23 protein-coding genes are annotated in these 26,537 nt (G+C 63.1%); 16 read left to right on the top strand and 7 right to left on the bottom strand.

From position 1 onward, the window contains the following. The first annotated feature begins 30 nt into the window (after positions 1–30). Positions 31–522, top strand: coding sequence for a Holliday junction resolvase RuvX (gene ruvX, locus G6N78_RS16150; RefSeq protein WP_165220244.1), 492 nt, complete (start codon positions 31–33; stop codon positions 520–522). Here the strand turns inward: ruvX and G6N78_RS16155 are convergent. From G6N78_RS16155 to G6N78_RS16165, 3 genes are all read right to left on the bottom strand, one after another. Beyond that, positions 462–791: a DUF6105 family protein gene (locus G6N78_RS16155; protein WP_165220246.1), complete on the bottom strand. Its 330-nt coding sequence runs from the start codon at positions 789–791 to the stop codon at positions 462–464. The genes ruvX and G6N78_RS16155 overlap by 61 nt on opposite strands. After that, positions 788–958, bottom strand: coding sequence for a hypothetical protein (locus tag G6N78_RS16160; protein ID WP_165214242.1), 171 nt, complete (start codon positions 956–958; stop codon positions 788–790). The genes G6N78_RS16155 and G6N78_RS16160 overlap by 4 nt, the downstream gene beginning before the upstream one ends. 128 nt (positions 959–1,086) lie before the next feature. Further along, positions 1,087–2,739: an acyl-CoA dehydrogenase family protein gene (locus G6N78_RS16165; protein ID WP_165220248.1), complete on the bottom strand. Its 1,653-nt coding sequence runs from the start codon at positions 2,737–2,739 to the stop codon at positions 1,087–1,089. Between the two features lie 125 nt (positions 2,740–2,864). Between G6N78_RS16165 and G6N78_RS16170 the strand changes: the two genes are divergently transcribed. Genes G6N78_RS16170 through dprA form a run of 4 tightly spaced genes read left to right on the top strand, consistent with a single transcriptional unit; the run spans position 2,865 to position 6,900 of the window. Continuing rightward, entirely contained in the window at positions 2,865–3,821 is a 957-nt protein-coding gene (locus G6N78_RS16170) for an aspartate carbamoyltransferase catalytic subunit (protein WP_165220250.1), read from the top strand. Further along, a complete protein-coding gene (locus G6N78_RS16175; RefSeq protein WP_165220252.1) occupies positions 3,818–5,110 on the top strand; it encodes a dihydroorotase in 1,293 nt (430 codons plus the stop codon). The genes G6N78_RS16170 and G6N78_RS16175 overlap by 4 nt, the downstream gene beginning before the upstream one ends. Positions 5,111–5,122: 12 nt before the next feature. After that, positions 5,123–5,740: a glycerol-3-phosphate 1-O-acyltransferase PlsY gene (gene plsY / locus G6N78_RS16180; RefSeq protein WP_165220254.1), complete on the top strand. Its 618-nt coding sequence runs from the start codon at positions 5,123–5,125 to the stop codon at positions 5,738–5,740. Positions 5,741–5,748: 8 nt separating this feature from the next. Beyond that, positions 5,749–6,900: a DNA-processing protein DprA gene (gene dprA, locus G6N78_RS16185; RefSeq protein WP_165220259.1), complete on the top strand. Its 1,152-nt coding sequence runs from the start codon at positions 5,749–5,751 to the stop codon at positions 6,898–6,900. On the opposite strand, the gene G6N78_RS16190 is transcribed toward dprA, so the two are convergent. Then, positions 6,880–7,086, bottom strand: a complete 207-nt coding sequence (locus tag G6N78_RS16190) for a hypothetical protein (protein ID WP_165220260.1) — start codon at positions 7,084–7,086, stop codon at positions 6,880–6,882. The two genes, dprA and G6N78_RS16190, sit on opposite strands and share 21 nt — an antisense overlap. 243 nt (positions 7,087–7,329) lie before the next feature. On the opposite strand from G6N78_RS16190, the gene topA reads away from it, so the two are divergent. The 6 genes from topA to rpmG all read left to right on the top strand — a co-directional run bounded on the left by topA (position 7,330) and on the right by rpmG (position 15,040). Next, complete coding sequence (gene topA / locus G6N78_RS16195; protein ID WP_165220262.1) at positions 7,330–10,017, top strand: type I DNA topoisomerase; 2,688 nt, start codon at positions 7,330–7,332, stop codon at positions 10,015–10,017. Between the two features lie 65 nt (positions 10,018–10,082). Further along, on the top strand, positions 10,083–12,374 hold the full coding sequence (rnr, locus tag G6N78_RS16200) for a ribonuclease R (RefSeq protein ID WP_234905969.1): 2,292 nt from the start codon (positions 10,083–10,085) through the stop codon (positions 12,372–12,374). A gap of 10 nt (positions 12,375–12,384) precedes the next feature. Continuing rightward, complete coding sequence (locus tag G6N78_RS16205; protein WP_165220265.1) at positions 12,385–12,864, top strand: DUF983 domain-containing protein; 480 nt, start codon at positions 12,385–12,387, stop codon at positions 12,862–12,864. Further along, positions 12,861–13,565 (top strand): NUDIX domain-containing protein, encoded by a 705-nt coding sequence (locus G6N78_RS16210; RefSeq protein ID WP_165220266.1) that lies wholly within the window; start codon positions 12,861–12,863, stop codon positions 13,563–13,565. The genes G6N78_RS16205 and G6N78_RS16210 overlap by 4 nt, the downstream gene beginning before the upstream one ends. Positions 13,566–13,595: 30 nt before the next feature. Next, on the top strand, positions 13,596–14,780 hold the full coding sequence (locus G6N78_RS16215; protein WP_165220268.1) for an MFS transporter: 1,185 nt from the start codon (positions 13,596–13,598) through the stop codon (positions 14,778–14,780). Positions 14,781–14,872: 92 nt separating this feature from the next. Continuing rightward, entirely contained in the window at positions 14,873–15,040 is a 168-nt protein-coding gene (gene rpmG, locus G6N78_RS16220) for a 50S ribosomal protein L33 (RefSeq protein WP_003587245.1), read from the top strand. A 697-nt stretch (positions 15,041–15,737) separates the two neighbouring features. Here rpmG and G6N78_RS16225 read toward each other — a convergent pair. Together G6N78_RS16225 and G6N78_RS16230 are read right to left on the bottom strand one after the other, a co-directional pair. Further along, entirely contained in the window at positions 15,738–17,105 is a 1,368-nt protein-coding gene (locus G6N78_RS16225) for a PleD family two-component system response regulator (protein WP_165220269.1), read from the bottom strand. A gap of 16 nt (positions 17,106–17,121) precedes the next feature. Further along, on the bottom strand, positions 17,122–17,493 hold the full coding sequence (locus tag G6N78_RS16230; protein ID WP_165220271.1) for a response regulator: 372 nt from the start codon (positions 17,491–17,493) through the stop codon (positions 17,122–17,124). 126 nt (positions 17,494–17,619) lie between these two features. Between G6N78_RS16230 and G6N78_RS16235 the strand changes: the two genes are divergently transcribed. The 4 genes from G6N78_RS16235 (at position 17,620) to G6N78_RS16250 (ending at position 21,335) form a co-directional block, all read left to right on the top strand. Further along, a complete protein-coding gene (locus G6N78_RS16235; RefSeq protein WP_165220273.1) occupies positions 17,620–17,928 on the top strand; it encodes a DUF3572 domain-containing protein in 309 nt (102 codons plus the stop codon). Beyond that, positions 17,925–18,569, top strand: a complete 645-nt coding sequence (locus G6N78_RS16240) for a hypothetical protein (protein WP_165220275.1) — start codon at positions 17,925–17,927, stop codon at positions 18,567–18,569. Before G6N78_RS16235 ends, G6N78_RS16240 begins: the two co-directional genes overlap by 4 nt. Before the next feature lie 109 nt (positions 18,570–18,678). Next, complete coding sequence (locus G6N78_RS16245) at positions 18,679–19,971, top strand: DNA polymerase IV (protein ID WP_165221899.1); 1,293 nt, start codon at positions 18,679–18,681, stop codon at positions 19,969–19,971. Between the two features lie 110 nt (positions 19,972–20,081). Then, the gene (locus tag G6N78_RS16250; RefSeq protein ID WP_165220277.1) at positions 20,082–21,335 is read left to right on the top strand and encodes a L,D-transpeptidase family protein; all 1,254 of its coding nucleotides are present in this window, start codon (positions 20,082–20,084) and stop codon (positions 21,333–21,335) included. A gap of 28 nt (positions 21,336–21,363) precedes the next feature. Here G6N78_RS16250 and dnaE read toward each other — a convergent pair whose 3' ends face one another. After that, the gene (dnaE, locus tag G6N78_RS16255) at positions 21,364–24,870 is read right to left on the bottom strand and encodes a DNA polymerase III subunit alpha (protein WP_165220279.1); all 3,507 of its coding nucleotides are present in this window, start codon (positions 24,868–24,870) and stop codon (positions 21,364–21,366) included. Positions 24,871–25,011: 141 nt separating this feature from the next. On the opposite strand from dnaE, the gene G6N78_RS16260 reads away from it, so the two are divergent. Next, the gene (locus G6N78_RS16260; protein ID WP_165220280.1) at positions 25,012–25,194 is read left to right on the top strand and encodes a hypothetical protein; all 183 of its coding nucleotides are present in this window, start codon (positions 25,012–25,014) and stop codon (positions 25,192–25,194) included. Positions 25,195–26,537: the final 1,343 nt, after the last annotated feature.

Here is a 26,537-nt window from a genome sequence, read left to right on the forward strand (position 1 = left end):
TGCGCACGCGAACCAGCAGAGGGCCAAGACATGGCGACACTGACGATCGAGGAACTGGCGGCCACACTTCAGCCCGGGCAGGCGATCGCAGGCCTTGATCTCGGCACCAAGACGATCGGGCTTGCGATGTCCGATCTCGGGCGCCGCTTCGCCTCGCCGCGCCCCGTCATCAAGCGGGTGAAATTCACGCAAGACGCCGAGGTGCTTCTCGATTTTGCAGCTCGGGAAAAGGTCGCGGCTTTCGTCATCGGTCTGCCGATGAACATGGATGGCTCTGCTGGTCCGCGGGTTCAGGCGACCCGCGCCTTCGTTCGCACCATGAGCGAAAAGACGGAGATCCCCTTCGTCTTCTGGGACGAGCGCCTGTCGACGGTCGCCGCCGAACGGGCGCTGCTGGAAATGGATGTCTCGCGGGCCAAGCGCAAGGAACGCATCGATTCGGCGGCCGCGAGTTTCATCCTTCAAGGGGCGCTGGACAGGCTTTCGTTGCTGATGGCGGATGCGGAGACGCGCGAGGTCTGACGCGTCTGCCACCAGGTGGCAATCGCCTTCCTGCGCCGGAAGATCACAATCGCGAAGACCAGCAGACTGTCGAAGGCAATGGCGCGCGCCACCAGCGGCGGCAGGTCTTCCGGCGGAATGCCGAGAATATTGCCGTAGATCTGGAAGACCAGGTCATGCGTCTGGCGCGTCAGCATGAAGAAGCCGAAGCTCATGTCGTAATAGGACAGGCCGTACCAGGCTCCAAGCAAAGCCACGGGTCCGGCCCACAGGATCAGAAACCACTTCATGCGGCCTCTCCTTTCATCGCCATGCTATCCGCCGGAATGACACTCCAGCGGACAAGAGCCATCATGCTCAAAACAAGCGCCGGAACGGCGATGTCCAGCGGCAGAACCACGAAGACGGTGAGCGACGTCAGGAGCAACGCAAGACTGTAGACGCGGTTTCCCGGCACGGCTCGACCTTCAGGGGCACGGTTAACGTTTCGTTAACGCAGAAGGTAGAGATCGAGCGGCAAAGAGCAAACGAAACCCCGCAGTATGGTTAACGCTTGAGACGCAAGCCCACCCGGCTGTGGGAAACTCAGGTCGCGGCCGGATAGAGAAGGTCCACGACGTAAGAGGCATCGAAGCGCGAATCGAGCATGCCGTAGGTCGTGCGCCAGCCGCCGGCCAGCCGCGTTTCAAGGAAGGCATCGGCAATCTTGCCGGCCCCGAGGCGGAAGAGTTCGGCCGCACCGGCAGCCAGCGCCAGCTGTTCGACCAGAAGGCGGGCCGCCCCCTCGTCGCGCTCGGCGAGCGCCATGGCAGCCCGCAGCACGTCGGTGGTCTTGCGACCGCTCGGCCCAAGATCGCGCTCCAGCGCGGCAAACACCGTTTCGAAGAGATCACGGCCGCGGCTCAGCACGCGCAGCACGTCGAGCGCCATCACATTGCCAGACCCTTCCCAGATCGCGTTGACCGGCGCTTCCCGGTAATGGCGGGCGAGCGGACGCTCCTCGACGTAACCGTTGCCGCCCAAACATTCCATCGCCTCGTAGATCAGCGACGGGGCGATCTTGCAGACCCAGTATTTGATAACCGGCGTCATCACGCGCGCATAGGCCGCGTCAGAAGGATTGCTGCCGGCCTTGTCGAAGGATTCCGCCAGACGATAGGACAAGGCGGTCGCGGCGGCCACGTCCAGCGCCATGTCGGCGAGCACCCTTGTCATCAGCGGCTGGTCGATGAGGTTCTTGCCGAACACGCTGCGGCCCCGGCAGTGGTGCACGGCTTCGGCCAGCGAGGCGCGCATGATGCCGGCCGAGGCCAGCGCGCAGTCGAGCCTCGTCAACGTCACCATGTCGAGGATGGTGCGCACGCCGCCGCCCGCATCTCCCAGGAGGTAACCGAAGGCATCGACGAACTCGACCTCGGAGGAGGCATTCGAGCGGTTGCCGAGCTTGTCCTTCAGTCGCTGGAACTGCAGGCCGTTGGCGGTACCATCTTCCAGGAGGCGCGGCACGAGGAAGCAGCCGATACCCTCCGGCATCTGGGCGAGCATGATGAAGGCGTCGCTCATCGGCGCCGACATGAACCATTTGTGGCCGGAGAGCCGATAGACCCCCTCGCCCACCCGTTCCGCGGTCGAGCGGTTGGCGCGCACATCGGTGCCGCCCTGTTTTTCCGTCATGCCCATGCCGAGCGTGATCGCGCTCTTCTGAAAGGCCGGGCGATTGGAGCTGTCATATTTGCGCGACAGGATGCGCGGCGCCCATTCCTTGTGGACGCGCGGCGAGGCCATCATCGCGGCAACCGAGGCACTCGTCATCGTCAGCGGGCAGAGATGGCCGCATTCGAGCTGCGCCGTCAGGTAAAAGCGGGCAGCGCGCGCTCGGTGCTGCGCATTGCGGGTTTCCGGCGCGTTCTCCCAGATCGAGGAATGCAGGCCGCTTGCCATGGAGCGGCGCATCAGCGCATGCCAGGCTGGGTGAAACTCGACCGTATCCAGCCGTTCGCCACGGGGACCATGCGTCTTCAGCTTCGGCGGGCTTTCATTTGCCATCCGGGCCAGTTCCTGCGCCTCGGGCGAGGTCACGTAACGGCCCAGAGCGTCGAATTCCTCGCGCGCGGCACGGTGCAGGCCGGCGGTCAGATCCACCATCAGCGGGTCTGTTCTATAGGCATTGATACCGGACCAGAGGCTGGGCTGGTTCAGCTCGTTGAATGGTTCGTCGGTCCGGGTCATCTGATTCATGGGGTGCTTGTAATCGATATTGGCGGAAATTGCATGGGGATCTGGGATTCTCGTTCAAAGCATCCGCTTGCCCCTTGGCCTGCCTGTCTCTATAGACCGCGTGACACCAGCGGAGGACGTTTTACGTGGTCTTCTTCCCCCACCGCCATCTCCTCGGGATCAAGGGCCTGACCGAGCAGGATATCACATTCCTTCTCGACAGGGCCGACGAGGCGGTCAAAATCAGCCGGCAACGCGAAAAGAAAACATCGACGCTGCGCGGCCTGACACAGATCAATCTTTTCTTCGAAGCCTCCACCCGCACCCAATCCTCCTTCGAGCTTGCGGGCAAGCGGCTTGGCGCCGACGTCATGAACATGTCCGTCGGGAACTCCTCGGTCAAGAAGGGCGAGACGCTCATCGACACGGCGATGACGCTGAACGCCATGCGCCCGGACGTGCTGGTCATCCGCCATTCCAGTGCCGGGGCGGCAGCCCTTCTCTCGCAGAAGGTCGCCTGCTCGGTGGTCAATGCCGGTGACGGCCAGCACGAGCACCCGACGCAGGCGCTGCTCGATGCCCTCACCATCCGCCGCGCCAAGGGGAAACTCTCGCGCATCATCGTCGCCATCTGCGGCGACGTGCTGCATTCGCGTGTGGCTCGCTCCAACATCCTGCTGCTGAACGCCATGGGCGCCCGCGTGCGGGTCGTGGCCCCCGCCACGCTGCTTCCCTCCGGCATAGCCCAGATGGGCGTCGAGGTCTTCCATTCCATGGAAGAGGGTCTGAAGGATGCCGACGTGGTGATGATGCTGCGCCTGCAGCGCGAGCGCATGTCCGGCGCCTTCGTGCCGTCGGTGCGCGAATACTTCCACTTCTACGGCCTTGATGCCGAAAAGCTGAAGGCGGCGAAGGAGGATGCGCTTGTGATGCATCCCGGACCGATGAACCGCGGCGTCGAGATCGCCTCTGAAGTGGCGGACGGACCTCAGAGCGTCATCGAAAGCCAGGTGGAAATGGGCGTTGCGGTGCGAATGGCAGTTCTGGAAACGCTGCTCGTCTCGCAGAACCAGGGCCCGCGCAGCGAAGGAGTGGGCGCATGATCAAGCCGCTTGTGCTCAAGAATGTCCGCATTCTCGACCCTTCCCGCACGCTCGATGAAACCGGCACGATCATCGTCGGCAGCGACGGAACGATCCTCGCCGCCGGCGCCGATGCCCAGAACCAGGGCACGCCCGAGGGCGCAGAGGTGAAGGACTGCAAGGGCCTCGTCGCGGCACCGGGCCTCGTCGATGCCCGCGTCTTTGTCGGCGAACCGGGTGCGGAACACCGCGAGACGATCGAATCGGCGAGCCGCGCGGCGGCCGCCGGCGGCGTCACGTCCTTCATCATGATGCCGGATACCGATCCGGTGCTCGACGACATCGCGCTGATCGAATTCGTCAAGAAGACGGCGCGCGACAAGGCGATCGTCAACGTCCACCCGGCAGCAGCCCTCACCCGCGGACTGCATGGCGAGGAAATGACCGAGATCGGCATGCTGAAGGCCGCCGGTGCGGTCGCCTTCACGCAAGGCCGCCACGGCCTGGCCGACACGCAGATGCTGCGCCGCGCGATGACCTATGCCCGCGAATTCGGTGCCGTCATCTCGCTCGAAGCCCGCGATCCGTACCTCGCCGTCAACGGCGTGATGAACGAGGGCCTGTTTGCCAGCTGGCTCGGCCTCTCGGGTGCGCCGCGCGAGGCGGAACTGATCCCGCTGGAGCGTGACCTGCGCATAGCCGCACTCACCGGGGCGCATTACCATGCCGCCAAGATCTCGGTGCCGGAATCGGCCGAAGCGATCCGCGTGGCGCGGGGCCGCGGCGCCAAGGCCACCTGCGGCATCTCGATCAATCACTTGTCGCTCAACGAAAACGACATCGGCGAATACCGCACCTTCTTCAAGCTGTCGCCGCCGCTCAGAACCGAAGACGACCGGCAGGCCATGGTCGATGCGCTGGCCGACGGCACGATCGATATCATCGTCTCCTCGCATGATCCGCAGGATGTCGATACCAAGCGCCTGCCCTTCTCCGATGCCGCCGATGGCGCAATCGGGCTCGAAACCATGCTGTCGGCTGCCCTTCGCCTCCATCATGCCGATCGGGTGCCGCTGATGCGGCTGATCCATGCGCTCTCGACACGGCCCGCCGAAATTTTTGGGCTTGAGGCCGGTACGCTGAAGCCCGGCGCCAAGGCGGATATTACGCTGATCGATCTTGACGAACCGTGGCTGGTGTCGAAGGACATGATCCTGTCGCGCTCCAAGAACACCCCCTTCGACGAGGCCCGCTTCAGCGGACGCGCCGTTGCGACTTATGTCGCCGGCCGCCTCGTTCACGCTCTCTGAGGAGACATTCGCATGGCCGATCTCTTCACCTGGTCGATCACCCTGCCGATCGCGCTTATGGCACTCGCCTTCGGGTACCTGCTCGGCTCCATTCCGTTCGGACTGATCCTCACCAAGGCGGCCGGCCTCGGCGACATCCGCTCGATCGGCTCCGGCAATATCGGTGCGACGAACGTGCTGCGCACCGGGAACAAGAAGCTCGCCGCCGCGACATTGCTGCTCGATGCCTTCAAGGCCACCGCCGCGGCCTTGCTTGCGCAGGCGCTTTGGGGACCGGAGGCCGGCATCCTCGGCGGTTTTGCCGCGTTCATGGGCCACCTCTTCCCGGTGTGGCTCGGCTTCAAAGGCGGCAAGGGTGTGGCGACTTATATCGGCACGCTGCTCGGCGTCGCACCCGCCATGGTGCTGGTCTTCGCCTTTGTCTGGCTGACGGTTGCCAAGCTCAGCAAATATTCGTCCCTGTCCGCCCTGGTTGCAACTCTTGTCATTCCGGTTGCATTGTGGATAGTAGGCGAGCCGAAGGTTGCGCTCATCATGGCGGTCATGACCGTGATTTCCTACTGGAAGCACAAGGGCAATATCGAGCGGCTGATCAACGGCACCGAGGGCAAGATCGGCCAGAAGGGGTAGTCTCCGCCATGGCAACGGACGGCGCAAGACGAAAGGGAATTGCGCTGTCGGACAAGCAGAGGATCGCCTGGCTACGGCTGATCCGCAGCGACAATGTCGGCCCTTCCACCTTTCGCGATCTCATCAACCATTTCGGATCGGCGGAGGCCGCGCTTGCCGCACTTCCAGAACTCTCCCGACGCGGCGGCGCTGCCCGCTCCATCCGCATTGCGAGCACTGAGGACGCCGAGCGCGAACTGGACGCCGCCGCCCGCCTCGGCGCCCGCCTCATCGGCATCGGCGAACCTGAATATCCGCCGGCGCTCAGACAGATCGACGGCGCGCCGCCGCTTCTCGCCATGATGGGAGACGTTTCGATCGCGCCACGCCCCGCGGTCGGCATCGTCGGCTCGCGCAATGCCTCGATCAGCGGGTCGAAGTTTGCCGCGATGATTGCGCGTGATTGCGGGCGCGCCGGCTACACCGTCACCTCCGGCCTCGCGCGTGGCATCGATACGGCCGCCCATCGCGCCAGCCTCGACACCGGCACCATCGCGGTTCTCGCCGGCGGGATCGACCAGCCCTATCCGCCGGAAAACATCGGCCTCCTGCAGGATATCTCGCACGGTTGCGGACTGGCGGTCAGCGAAATGCCGCTCGGATGGGAGCCCCGAGCACGCGATTTCCCGCGCCGCAATCGCCTGATTGCCGGAATTTCGCTGGGTGTCGTCGTGGTGGAGGCGGCGGATCGGTCCGGCTCGCTGATCACCGCCCGCATGGCCGCCGATTTCGGCCGGCTGGTCTTTGCCGTTCCCGGTTCGCCGCTTGATCCGCGCTGCCATGGGACGAACGGGCTTCTGAAACAGGGCGCGACCGTGACGACCGGATCCGCAGACGTGCTGGAGGCGCTCGCTCCCCTCACCGATCTCGATCTCTTCAACCCACCGGCCGTCGATGAACCGGAGGAGACGGGGCAATCCGCCCCTCTCCAGCCACCGGATGACAGCGACCGCGCGCGGATCGTCAACGCGCTCGGTCCGACGCCGGTGGAGGTGGACGACATCATCCGCCACACGGAACTGCCGGCCTCCACCGTCTATCTCGTGCTTCTGGAACTCGACCTGGCGGGGCGATTGCACCGCCATCCCGGTGGCATGGTGTCACTCGCGATGCTTGTCTGAGCCTCTGCGCGGGCCGATCTGCAGCTCGCCGGCTTCGATATAGGCCATCTCGATCAGGTAGCAGAGCAGATGCGCTCGCTCCTGATGGGCCACCAGCCGCAGTTGCCCGAGCATCTGGCGGATATAGGCAAGGTTTCCCCCTGCCCCCTCTCCTCCGGAGCGATTGGTACCTTCAAGACCCTTCATCTCCCTACCATCTCCCGCAACCATAGATAAATATCTGCAACCGGAACCAACCAATACACGCAAACTGACATAGTTTATCCTTGATTGCAACTCACTGCGATTCTTGCACTGGTTGTATCCGGTGGTGACGGCAAAAATGGCCGATGCCTCTTGACCGCGGACAAAAGGCCATCCATGTCGAGAGGTCAGATTAGAGGTGGCGCATTCCTGCCGGCCGCCCTTTGCACGCCCTAGAGAGCCATTATGAATGTTGTCGTCGTAGAATCTCCGGCCAAGGCCAAGACCATCAACAAGTATCTTGGGTCCGGCTTCAAGGTTCTCGCATCCTTCGGTCACGTCCGCGATCTTCCCGCCAAGGATGGCTCCGTTCTTCCCGACCAGGATTTCGAAATGTCCTGGGAGGTGGATGGCGCCTCGGCCAAGCGGATGAAGGATATCGCCGATGCCGTCAAAGGCTCCGACGGCCTGTTCCTGGCAACCGACCCGGATCGCGAGGGTGAAGCCATTTCCTGGCACGTGCTCGATCTCTTGAAGAAGAAGAAGGTGATTGGCGACAAACCGGTGAAGCGCGTCGTCTTCAACGCCATCACCAAAAAGGCGGTGCTGGATGCGATGGCCAATCCGCGCGACATCGACATCGCGCTGGTCGATGCTTATCTCGCCCGGCGCGCGCTGGATTATCTCGTCGGCTTCAACCTTTCGCCGGTCCTGTGGCGCAAGCTGCCCGGCGCCCGTTCCGCCGGTCGCGTCCAGTCGGTGGCGCTGAGGTTGGTCTGCGACCGCGAGTCGGAAATCGAACGTTTCGTTCCGGAAGAATACTGGAACCTCTCGGCCCTCCTGAAGACGCCGCGCGGCGATGAATTCGAAGCGAAGCTCGTGTCTGCCGATGGCAAGCGGTTGCAGGCGCGTGGCGTCAAGAACGGCGAGGATGCCGGTCGTCTGAAGGCGCTGCTCGAAGGCGCGGCCTACAGCGTCGAATCGGTTGAGGCCAAGCCGGTCAAGCGCAATCCCGGCCCGCCCTTCACCACGTCTACGCTGCAGCAGGCCGCCTCCTCCAATCTCGGCTTCTCCGCATCCCGCACCATGCAGGTGGCGCAGAAGCTCTACGAGGGCGTCGATATCGGCGGCGAGACGGTGGGTCTCATCACCTATATGCGTACCGACGGCGTGCAGATGGCACCGGAAGCGATCGATGCGGCACGCCGCGCCATCGGCGACCAGTTCGGCGAACGCTACCTGCCGGAAAAGGCCCGCTTCTATTCCACCAAGGCGAAGAACGCCCAGGAAGCGCACGAGGCCATCCGTCCGACCGATTTCAACCGCTCTCCGGACAAGGTGCGTCGTTTCCTCGATGGCGACCAGCTGCGCCTTTACGAACTCGTCTGGAAGCGCGGCATTGCCAGCCAGATGGCCTCTGCCGAAATGGAACGCACCACGGTCGAAATCGCCGCCGCCAATGGCGCGGATCGCGCCGGTTTGCGGGCCGTCGGCTCGGTCGTCCGCTTCGACGGGTTCCTGGCGGCCTATGTGGACAAGCGCGAAGAGGGCGAAGCCGGCGAGGACGACGAGGATGGTCGTCTGCCGGAAATCAATGCCCGCGAGGCGCTGGCCAAGAGCAAGGTCAATTCCAGCCAGCATTTCACCGAGCCGCCGCCACGTTATTCGGAAGCCTCGCTGATCAAGAAGATGGAAGAGCTCGGCATCGGTCGTCCCTCCACCTATGCCGCGACGCTGAAGACCTTGAGCGACCGCGAATACATCGTCATCGACAAGCGCAAGCTCATCCCGCATTCCAAGGGTCGGCTGGTGACCGCCTTCCTCGAAAACTTCTTCACGAAGTACGTGGAATATGATTTCACCGCCGACCTCGAAGAGAAGCTCGACCGGATCTCCGCCGGTGAACTCAACTGGAAGCAGGTTCTGCGCGATTTCTGGCAGGACTTCTTTGCTCAGATCGAGGATACCAAGGAACTGCGCGTCACCAACGTGCTGGATGCGCTGAACGAGGCGCTTGCGCCCCTCGTTTTCCCGAAGCGCGAAGACGGCTCGGACCCGCGCATCTGCCAGGTTTGCGGCACCGGCAACCTGTCGCTGAAGCTCGGCAAATACGGCGCCTTCGTCGGCTGCTCCAACTATCCGGAGTGCAACTATACCCGCCAGCTGACGGCCGATGGCGCGGAAGCCGAGGCCTCGACGCTCAACGAACCGAAGGCGCTCGGCACCGATCCGATGACCGGCGAGGAACTGACGCTGCGGTCCGGCCGTTTCGGACCCTATATCCAGCGCGGCGACGGCAAGGATGCCAAGCGCGCCTCGCTGCCGCGCGGCTGGAAGCCTGAAGACATCGACCACGAGAAGGCACTGGCCCTGATCAACCTGCCGCGCGATGTCGGCCAGCATCCGGAAACCGGCAAGATGATCTCCGCCGGCATCGGACGTTACGGACCCTTCCTGCTGCATGACGGCACCTATGCCAACCTCGAAAGCGTCGAGGACGTCTTTACCGTCGGCCTCAACCGCGCTGTCACGGTTCTGGCGGAAAAGCAGAGTAAGGGTGGTGGACGCGGTCGCACCGCTGCGGCAACGCTCAAGGAACTGGGCGACCATCCGCAGGGCGGCGCAATGACCGTGCGCGAAGGCCGCTATGGGCCCTACATCAACTGGGGCAAGGTCAATGCCACCCTGCCGAAGGGCAAGGACCCGCAAAGCGTGACGGTCGAGGAAGCGCTGGCGCTGATTGCCGAAAAGGCCGGCAAGACCCCTGCTGCCAAGGCAAAGGCGACCAAGGCGGCGAAATCCTCGGCCAAGTCCTCGCCCAAGACCAAGGCAGCGGATGGCGATGCGGCGAAACCCGCAAAGAAGCCCGCCGCAAAGACGAAAACCGCCGCCAAACCGAAGGCGGCCACGAAAGCAAAGAAGACGGATACGTGAGCAAGACACCGCGCGAAGCAAAACCTACCCCTCCGCAGAGCCGCAAGGCTGCCCTTCGCGCGGAACTGGCCGCTTCCGGTGACCGGTCGATCATCGTGCAGGGCGTCGTTCCGCCGCGCGAGGTCCTCCTGGAATTCATCGCCGACAATCCGGATCGCGCCACGAAGCGCGAGATCGCGAAGGCCTTCGGCCTGAAGGGCGAGAGCCGCGTCGAACTGAAGGATGTCCTGCGGGACCTGGAGGACGAGGGCCTGCTGCAGAAGAGCCGCAAGGCGCTGACGCGCCCCGGCGCACTGCCGCCGATGACGGTTCTCGACATCACGACGCGCGACAAGGACGGCGACCTGATCGGTCGGCCCGCCGAATGGATGGAAGACCAGGGCGTGGCGCCGGCGGTGCTGATCCGCCAGTCCTCCGATAGCCGCAGCAAGTCGAAAGCGCCGGCGGCCGGGCTCGGCGACCGGGTTCTCGCCAAGATCTTTCCGAACAAGGACCGCTCCGGCCCCGCTTATACCGCCCGGGTGGTGAAGGTCATCGACAAGCACCGCAATGCGGCGCTCGGCGTCATCCGCCTGATGCCGGAAGGCGGCGCGCGGCTTCTACCGATCGACCGGCGCGGCGAGGAGATGCAGATCGCCGCTGCCGATCTCGGCGAGGCGAAGGATGGCGACCTGATCGAGGCGGACGTGCTGCGCGGCAACCGCTTTGGCCTGACGCGGGCCAAGGTTCTCTCCGTCGTCGGCTCGGTCGCCTCGGAAAAGGCGATCTCGATGATCGCCATCTATTCGCACGGCATCCCGCACATTTTTCCGAAATCGGTGATGGACGAGGCGGAGGAGGCCAAACCGGCGAGCATGGTCAAGCGCGAGGACTGGCGCGACCTGCCGCTCGTCACCATCGATCCGGCGGATGCCAAGGACCATGACGATGCCGTCTATGCCGAGCCGGACCCCTCGCCCGACAATGAAGGCGGCGTGATCGTCACCGTCGCGATTGCCGACGTCTCTTATTATGTCCGCACCGGCTCCCAGCTCGACCGCGAGGCGTTGAAGCGCGGCAATTCGGTCTATTTCCCCGACCGCGTCGTGCCCATGCTGCCGGAGCGGATTTCGAACAACCTCTGCTCGCTGCGCGAGGGCGAGGACCGGCCTGCACTTGCCGTGCGCATGGTCTTCTCGAAGGAGGGCCGCAAGGCGAGCCACACCTTCCACCGCATCATGATGAAGAGCGCGGCAAAGCTCTCCTATCAGCAGGCGCAGGCGGCGATCGACGGCAAGCCGGACGACAAGAGCGGCCCGCTGCTCGAGCCCATCCTGAAGCCGCTGTGGAACGCCTATGCGATCATGAAGCGTGGCCGCGACCGCCGCCAGCCGCTCGAACTCGACATGCCGGAGCGCAAGATCGTGCTGAAAGCCGACGGCACGGTCGACAAGGTGATCATCCCCGAACGCCTCGATGCCCACAAGCTGATCGAGGAAATGATGATCCAGGCCAACGTGGCGGCCGCCGAAACGCTGGAAAAAAAGCGCCAGCCGCTGGTCTACCGCGTCCATGATGCGCCGACGCTTGCCAAGCAGGAGGTGCTGCGCGAGTTCCTGGCAACGCTCGGCATCTCGATGGCCAAGGGCGGGCAGATGCGCTCCAACTCGTTCAACGGCATCCTTGCGAAGGCCGAGGACACGCCGCACCAGGTGATGGTCAACGAGATGGTGCTGCGCAGCCAGAGCCAGGCCGTCTACAGCCCGGAGAACATCGGCCATTTCGGTCTCAACCTGATGAAATACGCGCATTTCACCTCGCCGATCCGCCGTTATGCCGACCTTATCGTGCACCGCGCGCTGGTCGGCTCGCTGGGGCTCGGCGAAGGCGGCATCACGCCGGAGGAAGAAGGCCAGCTCGACGATATCGCCGCCGAGATCTCGACCTTCGAACGGCGCGCCATGGCCGCCGAGCGCGACACGATCAACCGGCTGATCGCCCATCATCTGGCCGAACGCGTCGGCCAGGAGTTCAAGGGCCGCGTGTCCGGCGTCACCAAGGCAGGACTTTTTGTCACGCTGCCCACCTATGGCGCCGATGGTTTCGTGCCCATATCTACGCTTGGCAACGACTATTTCCATTACGACGAAAGCCGCCAGGCGCTGATCGGTGAAAAAACCGGTCTCGGTTATCAACTTGGTGACGCGGTCGATGTCAAATTGGCCGAAGCCATTCCGCTGGCCGGAGCACTGCGCTTCGAAATGCTGAGCGAAGGGCAGAAGATGGGAGCGGCCACCCGGTCCTTCCACAAGGCGGGCCGCAGGGGACGGCAAGCACCGCGCAAACCAGGGACACGTCCGCCGCGCCGCGGACGCTAGGAGGAGTGAGATGACGGCCTCGAGCGATCACGCCCAAAGCCATGCCCATGACCACCGGCAGCCGATCCGTTACGGCGGGGCGGAACGCCCCGAGCGTCCGCTCGGGCAGGCGATCCTGCGCGGCCTCAAATGCACCTGCCCGAACTGCGGCAGCGGGCGTCTGTTCAAGAGCTTCCTGAAGCCGGTCGATCACTGCGCGGCCTGCGGCGAGGAGATGTTCCACCACCGCGCCGACGACCTGCCGCCCTATCTCGTCATCTTCATCATCGGCCACGTCACGGTCGGCGGCTTCATGATGACGGACATGGTCTGGCAGCTGTCGATGTGGACGCATCTCGCCATCTGGACGCCGATCACCATCCTGACGGCGCTTTTATCCATGCAGCCGATCAAGGGCGGCGTCATCGGCCTGCAATGGGCCTTGCGCATGCACGGCTTCGGCAACGAGGACGACAGTTTCGATCCCGGTCGCGGTGGCCCGATCGAATGACGCCGGCTGATCGTTCGACTAAGGCCGAGGTTCGAAACCGGCCCGGCTCTCCCCTTCGTCTCAGACCCAAGGCATCCGCCTCGCTCATCCTGATCGATCGCAGCCGACCCTCGCCGCATGTGCTGGTCGGGCGGCGTGGCAGCGGCCACGCCTTCATGCCGGATCTCTACGTCTTCCCCGGTGGCCGCCGTGACAACCGCGACCATGCCCTGCCCTTCTCTCAGGATCTGAACCCGAGCGTCGTGGACCTGCTGCTGCGCCGTTGTCCGCCGAGCATGGGGGCAAGCGGCGCCCGGGCGCTGGCGCTGGCGGCGCTCCGAGAATTGCACGAGGAAACCGGGCTGCGTCTCGGCCCCACCTTAGCGCCCGACGTTCCCTATTGCCCGGACCTCTCCAGCCTGCGGTTCGTGGCGCGCGCCGTCACCCCGCCCGGCGCGGTGCGCCGCTTCGACAACCGCTTCTTTGCCACATTCGTCGATGAAGCTTCGATCGACCTGAACAACCTGCGGGAAAGCGACGAGCTGTCGGATTTCCGCTGGCTCGATCTGGCGGCGCTCACCTCGGTGCCGCTGCCGGAAATCGTCGCTGTCATTGCGCGGGATCTGAAGATTTCGCTTGAGTCCGATCCGTCTTTGCCGTTTGGAAACGATGTTTACGCATACACCAACCGCAACGGTCAGTTTCTGCGCAGTCGGCTGTAGAAGATGGATTTGCACTCGAAGGATCCCACGATGTCCGAACGGACGGACGGTGACTGCGGCCACCGGGAAGATATCCATTGGCCGTCGCTGATCGCTGCGATCTCCGCCATCAGCGCCGTCGGTATTGCCATCGGTCTTGGTCTGCCGCTGCTCAGCATCATTCTGGAAAAGCGCGGCATCTCCTCGACGTTGATCGGTCTCAACTCGGCCATGGCGGGCGTTGCCGCCATGATCGCCGCCCCGATCACCACCAAGCTCGCGCATGATTTCGGCGTTGCGCGCACCATGCTCTGGGCGGTCGTCATTTCCGCCATCAGCGCACTCGGCTTTTACTATGCCAAAGACTTCTGGATGTGGTTTCCCTTGCGTGTCGCCTTCCATGGCGCCACCACCACGCTGTTCATCCTCTCCGAATTCTGGATCAATGCCGCCGCACCGCCGAAACGGCGCGGACTGGTGCTCGGCATCTACGCGACCGTACTTGCGGTCGGGTTTGCGATGGGGCCGCTGATCTTTTCCGCCATCGGCAGCGAAGGCATCCTGCCGTTTCTCATTGGCGCGGCCGCGATCATGCTGGCCTTCGTGCCGATCTATATTGCGCGCGGCGAAAGCCCGGCGCTGGACGAAAAACCGCAGAAACATTTTCTGCGGTATGTCTATCTCGTTCCGACCGCCACCGCCGCCGTCTTCGTGTTCGGCGCCGTGGAAGCCGGCGGGCTTTCGCTGTTTCCGGTCTATGCCAACCGCTCCGGCCTCGACGAGTCGCATGCGGCCTTGCTGCTGACGGTGATGGGCATCGGCAACATGGTCTTCCAGATCCCGTTCGGCATGATCTCCGACAAGCTGAAGGACCGGCGCCCAATGCTGTTCATGATGGCCGTGGCGGGCCTTGCAGGGGCGCTGGCGCTGCCGTTCCTCATCGAGCACTGGTGGCTGATGGCGGGGCTGCTGCTCGTCTGGGGCGGCTGTGTGTCCGGCCTCTACACCGTCGGTCTCGCGCATCTCGGGTCCCGACTCACCGGTTCGGACCTGGCGGCCGCCAATGCCGCCTTTGTCTTCTGTTATGCGGTCGGCACGGTGGCCGGTCCGCAGGCCATTGGCGCGGCCATCGACATCACCGGAAACAACGGCTTTGCCTATGCACTGGCGGGCTTCTTTGGCCTTTATGTGCTGATATCCATCGGCCGGATGCTTTTCGGGCGAGAACGGACTTGACTTTTCAGGCGCGATTTGTAGTTTCGCGCCAGATTTCGCCGTGGACAGCTCAGGCGTCCGCGGCTTGATTTTTATTTAGAGGCAGGAAGACCATGGCGAAAGCTACGACCATCAAGATCAAGCTGCTGTCGACGGCCGATACCGGTTTCTTCTACGTCACGACGAAGAACAGCCGTACGATGACGGACAAGATGACGAAGACCAAGTACGACCCGATTGCGAAGAAGCACGTCGAGTTCAAGGAAACCAAGATCAAGTAAACTTGATCGCAGTTCCAGTTAAAGGCGCGGCACCTGATCGGTTCCGCGCCTTTTTTGTTTGGATTGCACGGTAGACGGATAGCACACCCCAAGCGACCCGACAGCCCGGACGTGCTCCGCATCGCAGGCGAAGGCGATGTTCGTTGGTCTGCAGCAGACCGATCAGCGCGTGAAAAGACGAGTGGAAGATGACGGATTGGGCGCCGGTTTCGGGGGCCGGTCGGCATGCAAGGCGGCACGAGGAACCGCGTATTTGCACACCGACCGACCGACCCCACGACCCAGGAGATGCGGCGGACCTGAGCATCATGGGGTATCTGGTGTTCCAGACGGAACAGCTTGGCTGTCGCTAAACTTGCGTAAAACCTTTCAAAAATCAACCTATTCTTAACCCAACGCCCAGAAGTCGTGCGCCATGGTTAAAATTTGCGCTGAGACAACTGTGCATAAGTGAGCAACATTCAGTAAATGCATACCGTAGAGTGTAGATGCGTCGGTTTACACTGGTCGACCGGTAAAGCTTCGACAGCGGACGTTCACGCGGGATCGGGCTCGAATCAAAAGTTCGACCATGCTGAGATCGCACGGAAGTCTCCTCGTCGCTCCATCGCTGCACTATAACTTGAACTGAGTGACAAGGCGGTGACCGCACGAGCGGATTTACTTCATCCCACGCATGGATGCATTGGACGCGACATCACGCCGCAGCAGCGACGACACGGTTCCTACCGCTGTTTTTCGCCTCGTACAGCGCCCTGTCCGCCTGCTTTAAAAGTTGCTCGGGCGTTTCCACGCCCGGCACGTTGGTGGCGATTCCAAGCGAGGCGGTGATGTTGAGCGCAACGTCTGTCCCGGGCAGCGCAAACGGCGTCCGTTCGATGATGTCGCGCAGGCGCTCGGCAATCATGGCGGCCGCCGCCCCATCGGTATCCGGCATCACCACGACGAATTCCTCGCCGCCGTAACGGCAACCGAGATCGGCGCCCCGCACCGTCGAGCGGATGCGACGGGCGAACTCCTTCAGCACTTCATCGCCGGCATCGTGGCCATAGGTGTCATTGACCTGCTTGAACCGGTCGATATCCGTGATGCAGACCGACAGTGACCGGCCCCGGGCCGCCGCACGGTTGAACAGCGTCTTCAGATGGTTGTCGAGATAACGGCGGTTGTGGAGACCCGTGAGGCCGTCGGTGACGGCCAGCTCGATGGTCTGGCGCACGCTCGAGCGCAGCCGGTCATTGTAGCGTTTGCGTTTGATCTGGGTCAGCGTGCGCGCCACCAGTTCGTTCGGGTCGAGCGGGCGCACGATGTAGTCGTTGACGCCGAGATCGAGCGCCCGGACGATAAGATCCTCGTCCCCCAGTTCCGTTGCCAGCAACAGCGGCAGAAAACGCGTCCGCTCCAGCTGGCGCAGTTGCGCGCACAGCCGCAAGGGGTCGTATTGATCGAGGGTCCCATTGATGATGACGAGATCGAACGGGTTTTCCGCCGCCTCGAATACCGCAGCCTGCGGGTCCGACATGGCGGTCACGTCGGCAACCGGCTTCAAGGCCTTGATGATGCGCTCCTGCGAGCTGGCGCGTCCGTCGATGAGAAGCACCTGCCCTGGCGCATCCAGGCTGTCCATGCGCAGGTAGTCCTCGAAACCGATGTGGCGCGCCGTCTCGGCACGAATGCGCAGTTCGTCGCTCAGGGTCTTCAGGCGAACCAGGCTTTTGACCCGCGACACAAGCTGCAGGTCGTTGACCGGCTTGGTGAGGAAATCGTCGGCGCCGGCCTTCAGGCCACGCACACGGTCGGCGGGCTGGTCGAGGGCGGTCACCATGACGACCGGAATGTGCGCGGTCTTCGGATCGGCCTTCAGGCGCTCGCAGACCTCGAACCCGTCCATGCCGGGCATCATGATATCGAGGAGGATGATGTCCACATGGGTGTTGGCGACGATATCGAGCGCCTTGTATCCATCGTCGGCTGTCAGAACGTCGAAATATTCCGCCAGAAGCCGGGCTTCCAGCAGCTTGACGTTCGCCGGAATGTCATCGACGACGAGGATCCGCGCTGTCATCGCTCACCGCTCCCGCTCATGCGTCGCCCAGGTAGGTCTTGATCGTCTCGATGAATTTCGGCACGGAAATCGGCTTCGACACATAGGCCTCGCAGCCGCCCTGACGGATCCGTTCCTCGTCGCCCTTCATGGCAAAAGCGGTGACGGCGACGACGGGGATGACATGCAGCTCGTCGTCTTCTTTCAGCCACTTTGTGACTTCAAGACCGGAGACCTCGGGCAACTGGATATCCATCAGGATGAGATCGGGCCGGTGCTTGCGCGCCAGATCGAGCGCTTCCATTCCGTTGCGCGTCTGAATGGTCGTGTACCCGGAGGCTTCGATCAGATCGCGGAAGAGCTTCATGTTGAGCTCGTTGTCTTCGACAATCATCACCCTCTTGGGCATCGGCACATCCTTAAATCCTGCCTTGTCAGCAACCTACCGGTATATAAGGTTGCAGGAGGCCGATTCCATCATCAGCTATCGCGACACTAGAGCCATTTGGTTGAGGAAAAGGAAATTTATCACCGCATGCTCCCCGACCCAAGAAAATCGCACGCCCTTCCGGCCCCGGACGAGACCGCAGCCGCCATTCTGCAATGGCTGGCCGGCGAGCCCGACATGCTGGGTCGTTTCCTGGCGCTTTCCGGCGTGCAGCCGACCCAGATGCGCAGCGCCGTGAACGATCCGGGCTTTCTAGCGGGCATGGTCGATTTCGTGATGGCGCATGAACCGACGCTGATGACCTTCTGCGAGGCGAGCCAGTGGAAACCCGAGGCGGTGGTGCTGGCCTGGCATCACTACTCCGGTCCAGGCCTCGATTCCGGGCAGAGCGGATGAGCGACATCGTGGACATTGCGCATGTGCGCCTCAACGACCGGCCGCTCGTCGTGTGCGACGTGGATGACGTGGTGCTGGAATTCCTGATGCCCTTCCAGCGGTTTCTGGACAGTCTTGGCCATCGGCTGGAGCCCCGCTCCTATCGACTGCACGGCAACATCATCTCCACCATCGACCAGCAGCCGCTGGCGGACAGTCTCGTGACCCAGTTGATCCTCGATTTCTTCGAGGCACAGGAAGACTGGCAGACGCCGTTCGGCAATGCCGTCACCAGCCTGAAGGCACTTGGCACGCAAGCCGACGTGGTGTTCCTCACCGCCATGCCGCCGCGCTATACCGAGATGCGCCGACGTCTGCTCGACCGGCTCGACCTCACCTTTCCGCTTCTTGCCACCGAAAGCCCGAAGGGGCCGGTGGTGCGGCAGATGCATGGCCGCCGCGACCTTCCCCTGGCCTTCATCGACGACATGGTGCACAACCACGTGTCCGTGGCCGACAGCGTGCCGGAATGCCTGCTGGTGCACCTGATGCCGCAATCCGACATGCACAAGCATGCCCCCAAACCCGGACCGCATGTGGTGCAGGTGGCGGACTGGCACGCGGCGGAACGTGAGATCGAACGTCACTTCTTCGGCGCCTGAGCCACAACACCCGATAATTGCGCGGCAAGTGCTGGCCTTAGCGCAACGGCGCTTGTAACGGCCCCCAGCCGGAATTATGGTGGGCTTCGTTCAACCTTTGTTCCGCGCCATGTCCTCCTCTGCCGCCTATGATCCAGGCTTCTGTCGTGACTGCCTGACCGGCCAGCCGGACGGCCGGCGCCGTTGCCGTGCCTGCGGCAGCCCGCGACTTCTCTACCACAAGGCGCTCTACGACCTGTCGATTGCCCATATCGACTGTGACGCCTTTTATGCCTCCGTGGAAAAGCGCGACAATCCGGACCTGGCCGACAAGCCGGTCATCATCGGCGGCGGCAAACGCGGGGTCGTCTCCACCGCCTGCTACATCGCCCGCATCAGCGGCGTGCGCTCGGCCATGCCGATGTTCAAGGCGCTGGAGGCCTGCCCGGATGCGGTCGTGATCCGCCCCAACATGGAGAAATATGTCGCCGTCGGACGTCAGGTCAGAACGATGTTCCAGGAGTTGACGCCGCTCGTGCAGCCGCTCTCCATCGACGAGGCCTTCCTCGATCTTTCCGGGACCGAACGCCTGCATCATGATCCGCCCGCCCGTATTCTCGCCAAACTCGTGCGGCGGGTGGAAAACGAGATCGGCATCACGCTGTCGGTCGGCCTCTCCTATTGCAAGTTCCTGGCCAAGGTCGCGTCTGATCTGCAGAAGCCGCGCGGCTTTTCGGTGATCGGGCAGGAGGAGGCGCTGAGTTTCCTGGCGCCACGGCCCGTGACGACGATCTGGGGCGTCGGCAAGGCCTTTGCGACAACCCTGCAGGCCGATGGCATCCGCACCATCGGGCAGTTGCAGGGAATGCAGGAAGGCGACCTGATGCGCCGCTACGGCACCATGGGGCAGCGCCTCTTTCGGTTGTCGCGCGGCATCGACGACAGAAACGTGCATCCCAACGATCCGGCAAAAAGCGTCTCGGCAGAAACGACCTTCTTCGACGATATTTCCCGCCACGAGGATCTCGTTCCCATCCTGCGCGCCCTATCGGAAAAGGTCTCGCACCGGCTGAAGAAACAGGAGATTGCCGGCCAGACCGTCGTTCTGAAACTGAAGACCGCCGACTTCAAGAGCCGCACGCGCAACCGCCGGCTGGAGGACCCGACGCAACTTGCCGACCGGATCTTCCGCACCGGGCTGAACCTTCTGGAAAAGGAGACCGATGGCACGAAATTCCGCCTGATCGGCATCGGCGTGACGGATCTTTGCGATCCCGCCCGCGCCGATCCGCCCGATCTCGTGGATCCGCAGGCCGCCCGCCGGGCCGCTGCCGAGGCCGCCATGGACCGGCTGCGCGACAAGTTCGGCAAGGCGGCAGTGGAGACCGGTTTCACCTTCGGCAATCAGAGGAAGGCAACATGATGAGGGATCACGTTTTCGCGAGGAGCGGCCAGAACGAACATGCCTAAGCCTTCTTTAAACTTCCCCTCATATTCTTCCAGCCTTGGTACTGCGTATGGGGTTCTTGTGTCATGTTGAAGCGTGCGGCGATCATCTTCGCTCTGATGTCCGGTTGTGCGACGACGGTCGCCGCCGCCGACAGTGCACGAACCCTGCAGATCATCGTGTCGAAAGACAGCCAGTCGCTGGCCGTCTATGACGGCGGCACGGTGGTCGCCACGTCGAAGGTGTCCACCGGCAAGCAAGGCCATGACACGCCGACCGGCATCTTTTCCGTGCTGGAAAAGCGCAAGTACCACGAATCGAACATCTATTCGAATGCGCCAATGCCCTGGATGCAGCGGCTGACCTGGTCCGGCATTGCGCTGCATGAATCCAACAGCGTGCCGAATTATCCCGCCTCGCATGGCTGCGTGCGCCTGCCGGCGGCCTTTGCCAAATCACTCTACCAGATGACCGCCCGCGGCGTGCATGTGATCATCAGCGACGAGACGGTGAGCCCGCAGCAGGTCGCGCATGCCGCCCTGTTTGCGCCGCCTGCCGAGCGACCTGCCGGCAATGTGCTGTCGGATGCCTCGCTGCGCCCCTCCTCCACCGACCATGCGGTGCGGCAGGTGGAGGTGGCGATGAACATGCCGACCTCGCCGCTGCCGCTCCCCTTGCCGCAGGCGGAAACCTCCGCCGCCGAGGAACCGGCGCCGCTGCGCATCCTCATCACCCGCCGCAGCGACCGCGAGACGGTGGCCGACGTGCAGGCCATGCTGACGGAGCTCGGTTTCGATGCGGGTACCGCAGACGGGATCATCGGATCGAACACGCGCAGCGCCATCGACGCCTACAAGCGCTGGAAGGGTTTTGCGACCAAGGGCCCGGCGCTGACCGCCGAAATGCTCTCGGCGCTGTACGCCTCCAGCGGACGCGCCGAACCGCCGACCGGCCAGTTGATGATCCGCCAGGGCTTTCAGGAGGTTCTGTCCGAACCGATCGGCCTTGCCGAACCGGGCACCGCGCTCGGCACGCATTTCCTCACCGTGACGGCGGTGAACCGCGACAAGGGCACGGCGGACTGGCAGGGCCTCAGCCTCGACAACCACCTGACGGAGGCGACGCGCAATCGGCTCGGCATCACCGCGGATGCCGTCACCGGGCCGATGGCGCTGACGGCGGTGCTCGACCGCATCCATGTGCCCGACGAATTGCGTCAACGGATCAACGCGATGATCTCGACCGGCAGCTCGCTCACCATCTCCGACACCGGCGTCGGGCCTGAGACGACGAAGGGCACCGACTTCATCACCGTCACCCACAGGCCGCCGCGCGCCTAAGATTTTCGCACGGCGCTTTCGACAGGTCTCAGACCAGTTCCACGTCGAGCACGCCGGGGGCTGCACGCAAGGCGGCAGCGATTTCCGGCGAGATGCGGTATTTCTCCGTCAGCTCCACCTCGATCTCGCGCTTGCCGTCATCCTTGATGACGACGAAGGAGACAAGGCCATCCCCCCGCGCATTGAGGTGCCGCGCCACGGTGCGCAAGGGTCCGGAATCACGCACATAGACGCGCAGCGCCTTCTGCATCTGCACCGATTTTTCTTCGAGCGACTGCACCGTCTGGATGCGCAACCCGATGCCTTCCGGCCGCTCGTCCGCCTGGACGGTAATGACCAGCGATTTGCCGGGCTCGAGCAGGTCGCGGTACTGGTTCAGCGCTTCGGAAAACAGGATCGCCTCGAACTGGCCGGTTGCATCGGAAAAGGTGACGATGCCCATCTTGTTGCCGGTGCGGGTCTTGCGCTCCTGTTTCGAAGTGACGGTGCCCGCAAGGCGCCCGGCGCTCGCGCCCGCCTTCACCGCGGCGGAAAACTCCGCGTAGTTCTGCACGCGCATTTTTGCCAGCACATCCTTGTAGGTATCGAGCGGATGGGCGGAGAGGTAAAAGCCGAGCACCTGGTATTCGCGCATCAGCTTTTCCGACGCCGTCCAGGGATCGAAGGTGGGCAGGATGAGCTTTTCCGGACCGGCGGCGGATGAGGAGCCAAACATGTCGTGCTGGCCGCTGGTCTTGCCTTCGGCGGCGCGCTGCGCATAGCCGATGATACGGTCGAGGCCCGTCACCATCTCGGCGCGGTCCTTACCAAAACAATCGAAGGCGCCGGCATAGATCAGGCTTTCCAGCACGCGGCGGTTCACCTGTTTCGGATCGATCCGCAGGCAGAAATCCTCGATGCTCGCAAATGGCGTGTCTCCACGCACGGCAACGATATGCTCGACGGCGGATTCGCCCACCCCCTTGATGGCGGCCAGCGAATAAAAAATGCAGTTGTCGCCGGTCTCGAACTTGCGGAACGAGGTCTGGATCGACGGCGGCACGACCTTGATGCCGAGACGCGCGGCATCCTGCCGGAAATCATTGAGCTTCTCGGTGTTGGCCATATCGTAGGTCATCGACGCGGCGAGGAACTCGACTGGGTAATGCGCCTTCATATAGGCCGTCTGGTAGGAGACGATCGCGTAGGCCGCCGCGTGGCTCTTGTTGAAGCCGTAGTTGGCGAACTTGGCGAGCAGGTCGAAGATCAGGTCGGACTGCGCCTTCGACACGCCGTTCTTGATCGCACCATCGACGAAACGGGCGCGCTGCTTGTCCATCTCCTCCTTGATCTTCTTACCCATGGCGCGGCGCAGGAGATCGGCTTCGCCGAGCGAATAGCCGGACAGGACCTGCGCGATCTGCATGACCTGTTCCTGGTAGACGATGACGCCCTGGGTTTCCTTCAGCAGGTAATCGATCGTCGGATGGATCGACTCGATCTCCTCCTCGCCGTGCTTGCGGGCATTGTAGACCGGGATGTTTTCCATCGGGCCCGGACGATAGAGCGCCACCAGCGCGATGATGTCCTCGATGCAGTCCGGCTTCATGCCGAGCAGCGCCTTGCGCATGCCCACACTTTCCACCTGGAACACGCCGATCGTTTCGCCGCGCGACAGCATCTCGTAGGTTTTCTGGTCGTCCAGCGGGATCGTCGCCAGATCCACGTGGATGTTCCGCTTGGCGACGAAATCCACCGCGGTCTTCAACACGGTCAGCGTCTTCAGGCCGAGGAAGTCGAACTTGACCAGCCCGGCCTGCTCCACCCATTTCATGTTGAACTGGGTGACCGGCATGTCGGAACGCGGATCGCGGTACATCGGCACCAGCTTCGACAGCGGACGGTCACCGATGACGATCCCGGCTGCGTGCGTCGAGGCGTGGCGGTAAAGCCCCTCGATCTTCTGGGCGATGTCGAGCAGGCGTGCGACGACCGGCTCGCGTTCGGCCTCCTCCTGCAGTTTCGGCTCCTCCTCGATCGCCTTCGACAGCGGCGTCGGATTGGCCGGGTTGTTCGGCACCAGCTTGCAGATCTTGTCCACCTGGCCATAGGGCATTTCCAGCACGCGACCGACATCGCGCAGTGCCGCGCGCGCCTGCAGCGAACCGAAGGTGATGATCTGCGCCACCTGCTCGCGGCCATATTTCTGCTGCACGTAACGGATCACCTCTTCGCGGCGATCCTGGCAGAAGTCGATGTCGAAGTCCGGCATCGACACGCGTTCCGGGTTGAGGAAGCGCTCGAACAGCAGCGAGAAGCGCAAGGGATCGACATCGGTGATGGTGAGCGCATAGGCCACCAGCGAGCCCGCCCCCGAACCACGACCCGGCCCGACCGGGATATCCTGCGTTTTCGCCCATTTGATGAAGTCCGAAACGATCAGGAAGTAGCCCGGAAACTTCATGCGTTCGATGACCGAGAGCTCGAAATCCAGCCGCTCGCGGTAATCCTGTTCGGTATAGCCCGCCGCCATGCCGAGCGCTGCCAGACGCTGCTCCAGGCCCTCGACCGACTGGCGGCGCAGTTCCGCCGATTCGGCGCGCTCGGCCTCCTCCGCATCATCCGTGGCGCCGGTGAAGCGCGGCAGGATCGGCTTGCGCGTCTTCAGGACGAAAGAACAGCGGCGCGCGATCTCGACGGTGTTCTCCAAGGCCTCCGGCAGATCGGCAAACAGTTTTGCCATGTCCGCCCGGCTCTTCAAATAGTGATCCGGCGTCAGGCGGAAACGGCTGTCGTCGGAAACGATGGCATTGTGGGCCACCGCCATCAGCGCATCATGGGCGTCATACTCCCCCTTGGAGGGGAAGAAGGCCTCGTTCGTCGCCACCAACGGCAGATCGTGCGCATAGGCGAGTTCGATCAGCCGCCGCTCATGACGGCGGTCATAATTGCCGTGGCGCTGCAGTTCGACATAGAGCCGGTTGCCGAAGACAGCCTTCAGCCGCAGGAGACGCTGTTCCGCCTGCGCCTGGTGACCCTCCTTCAGCAGCGGATCAATCGGCCCCGAGGCAAAGCCGGTGAGCGCAATGATGCCGTCCGCGCCGCCCTCCTCTAGCCAGGACATGGCGATATGCACCGACTGGTGGCTCCCCTCGCCGCCGAGATAGGCACGGCTGACAAGATCGACCAAACGCTCATAGCCCACGGCATTCGCGGCCAAGAGGATAAGCGAGGGCAGCTTGACGAACCCGGCATGGCCGCCGCGCTTTTCCTCGCCCTGGTCCTGCATGTCGATCGACATCTGGCAGCCGATGATCGGCTGAATTCCGTCATCCACCGCCTTTTGCGAGAACTCGAGCGCGACGAACAGGTTGTTGGTATCGGTAATGGCAATCGCCGGCTGGCCGTCCGCGGTGGCCTTGCCGAGGATCTTTTTCAGCGGCAGCGCGCCTTCGAGCAGCGAATAGGCGGAATGCACGCGCAGATGCACGAATTGCGGGGTCTGCTGGACCTGGCCGTCATTCCCCGTTGCCGTGCTGTCGATGATCTCTGCCATGCTGCTGATGCCTTCCCGAGTCTGAAGGCGCATTTTCCGGCAGCAGGCCCGTGAAGTCCAGCCGAAGCGTGTCCGGCGGGACGGAAAGCTGTGAAGTGTGCGTGTGGAGACAGCAATTCGCCCCACCCCGCAGGGTGTCACATGGCCATCATCAGAACGCTGATGCTGGCAACGAAGGTCATGATGGAGGCGAAAGCGGCAACATCGCGAAGAATTTCGGTCATCTGCAGTCTCCTTTTCCGTTATGTTTTTATTTTGTTCCATTCTTGTTCTCGCGTCAACAAAAAGAACGAAAGCGGAACGATTTTATTTAACGGCGGGTAAACGGGAGAATGTTTGCCCGCTTTCCACAGGATGCGGATTCGCGATCACGCGGCCGGTTCGGCCCGTGGTGATCCTCGTTCGTCTCTTCATCTCTCTTCGGAGAAGATCTTCGGCCGGGGCGCTGACAGCTGCCTCGTAAGGAGTTTGTATGTGGCACCTTTCAGCGCCCCGTTCGGCATTTTTATCCGCCGGTTTGGTCCCTCTGACTGGATGGATGGACGGGTGACGTTTGCCATCGCCGTTCCCGGCGTGCGTCCTCATCGGACGACGCGGGCGGACAACGGGCGATGCGCCCTTCGACCTCCACCCCCTTGTGTGCCACATGAGGCACGTCCGGCGCGCTGCGCTGGGAACTCTGGAGGCGGTGCGCTGACGTCCGACGCGCACTGCCTCCACCCGGTCGCCGGAGGGGGACCCTGTTGGCGGACCCGGATCATGAGGCTTTGCGTCTTGTCCTCATGACCCGAACCGGCCCCGCATCGCCGGCACGCCTGCCGGTGTATCCGCTGCGGGACGAGGGGATTGTAGGCATGGGTGTTGGGGGTGGGGAAATTGCGGGGGCGATTTTTTTGTCGTGGCGCTTAGATGGGATCCGAGGGGCTGCAGAAAGATGAGGTGGAACAGCGGGTTGATAATCCGATGGCGAAGGCGTGCCAGCGCGATACCCCCTCTGTCCTGCCGGACATCTCCCCCACACGGGGGGAGATCGGCAGAGTGGTTGGCCGCTCGGTCTATAGAGAGGTCGGAGCGGTTTCTTCGGGTGAAACGATTATGGGACGGGAAGCCGGCGCCGCGATGCGATCTCCCCACCTGTGGGGGAGATGCCCGGCAGGGCAGAGGGGGGCTGGTGGGGGATGCGCGGAGGGGATCCTAGTGTCAAACCTGAGGATGACGGCGTGGGTGGAGGCAGCTAGTGCCACAAGAGATTGTGCTGCTGGTTCCTGGGAGGACACTGGTATTCGTGGTGGGGCAGGAGCCTCTCGGTCGTTATCCTTGGGCTTGACACGAGGATGCGGAAAGATGTTTTAGCACAGCCGGTTGGTCGGCTGATGGGGAACGGATGCGGGCGGCGGCCCCCGTTTGTCCTGCCGGCGTTCGTCCCTGCAATCGGTTCACTGGATCGATTGCTTCGCTTCGCGAACCGCTCCTCACCCCACCACACGGGGGGAGATCGGCAGAGTGGTTGGCCGGTCGCGCCACCGAAAGGTCGGAGCGGTTTCTCCGATTGCGACGGTCATGGGGCGGGAAACCGGTGCCGCGGTGCGATCTCCCCACCTGTGGCAGGGGAATCGCATATGGCAGACAAGCTCTTGAAAGGATGTCGCAAATCGATTCCTCTCGGC

Origin of the sequence: Allorhizobium pseudoryzae (assembly GCF_011046245.1) — a bacterium.
GTDB classification, from domain to species: domain Bacteria; phylum Pseudomonadota; class Alphaproteobacteria; order Rhizobiales; family Rhizobiaceae; genus Neorhizobium; species Neorhizobium pseudoryzae.

What these genes read in the sequence shown, in the direction of transcription:
- ruvX (WP_165220244.1), top strand. Translation starts at nt 31, where the DNA reads ATGGCGACACTGACGATCGAGGAACTGGCGGCCACACTTCAGCCCGGG.
- G6N78_RS16155 (WP_165220246.1), bottom strand. Translation starts at nt 791, where the DNA reads ATGAAGTGGTTTCTGATCCTGTGGGCCGGACCCGTGGCTTTGCTTGGA.
- G6N78_RS16165 (WP_165220248.1), bottom strand. Translation starts at nt 2,739, where the DNA reads ATGAATCAGATGACCCGGACCGACGAACCATTCAACGAGCTGAACCAG.
- G6N78_RS16175 (WP_165220252.1), top strand. Translation starts at nt 3,818, where the DNA reads ATGATCAAGCCGCTTGTGCTCAAGAATGTCCGCATTCTCGACCCTTCC.
- plsY (WP_165220254.1), top strand. Translation starts at nt 5,123, where the DNA reads ATGGCCGATCTCTTCACCTGGTCGATCACCCTGCCGATCGCGCTTATG.
- dprA (WP_165220259.1), top strand. Translation starts at nt 5,749, where the DNA reads ATGGCAACGGACGGCGCAAGACGAAAGGGAATTGCGCTGTCGGACAAG.
- G6N78_RS16190 (WP_165220260.1), bottom strand. Translation starts at nt 7,086, where the DNA reads ATGAAGGGTCTTGAAGGTACCAATCGCTCCGGAGGAGAGGGGGCAGGG.
- topA (WP_165220262.1), top strand. Translation starts at nt 7,330, where the DNA reads ATGAATGTTGTCGTCGTAGAATCTCCGGCCAAGGCCAAGACCATCAAC.
- G6N78_RS16205 (WP_165220265.1), top strand. Translation starts at nt 12,385, where the DNA reads ATGACGGCCTCGAGCGATCACGCCCAAAGCCATGCCCATGACCACCGG.
- G6N78_RS16210 (WP_165220266.1), top strand. Translation starts at nt 12,861, where the DNA reads ATGACGCCGGCTGATCGTTCGACTAAGGCCGAGGTTCGAAACCGGCCC.
- G6N78_RS16215 (WP_165220268.1), top strand. Translation starts at nt 13,596, where the DNA reads ATGTCCGAACGGACGGACGGTGACTGCGGCCACCGGGAAGATATCCAT.
- rpmG (WP_003587245.1), top strand. Translation starts at nt 14,873, where the DNA reads ATGGCGAAAGCTACGACCATCAAGATCAAGCTGCTGTCGACGGCCGAT.
- G6N78_RS16225 (WP_165220269.1), bottom strand. Translation starts at nt 17,105, where the DNA reads ATGACAGCGCGGATCCTCGTCGTCGATGACATTCCGGCGAACGTCAAG.
- G6N78_RS16230 (WP_165220271.1), bottom strand. Translation starts at nt 17,493, where the DNA reads ATGCCCAAGAGGGTGATGATTGTCGAAGACAACGAGCTCAACATGAAG.
- G6N78_RS16235 (WP_165220273.1), top strand. Translation starts at nt 17,620, where the DNA reads ATGCTCCCCGACCCAAGAAAATCGCACGCCCTTCCGGCCCCGGACGAG.
- G6N78_RS16240 (WP_165220275.1), top strand. Translation starts at nt 17,925, where the DNA reads ATGAGCGACATCGTGGACATTGCGCATGTGCGCCTCAACGACCGGCCG.
- G6N78_RS16245 (WP_165221899.1), top strand. Translation starts at nt 18,679, where the DNA reads ATGTCCTCCTCTGCCGCCTATGATCCAGGCTTCTGTCGTGACTGCCTG.
- G6N78_RS16250 (WP_165220277.1), top strand. Translation starts at nt 20,082, where the DNA reads ATGTTGAAGCGTGCGGCGATCATCTTCGCTCTGATGTCCGGTTGTGCG.
- dnaE (WP_165220279.1), bottom strand. Translation starts at nt 24,870, where the DNA reads ATGGCAGAGATCATCGACAGCACGGCAACGGGGAATGACGGCCAGGTC.
- G6N78_RS16260 (WP_165220280.1), top strand. Translation starts at nt 25,012, where the DNA reads ATGGCCATCATCAGAACGCTGATGCTGGCAACGAAGGTCATGATGGAG.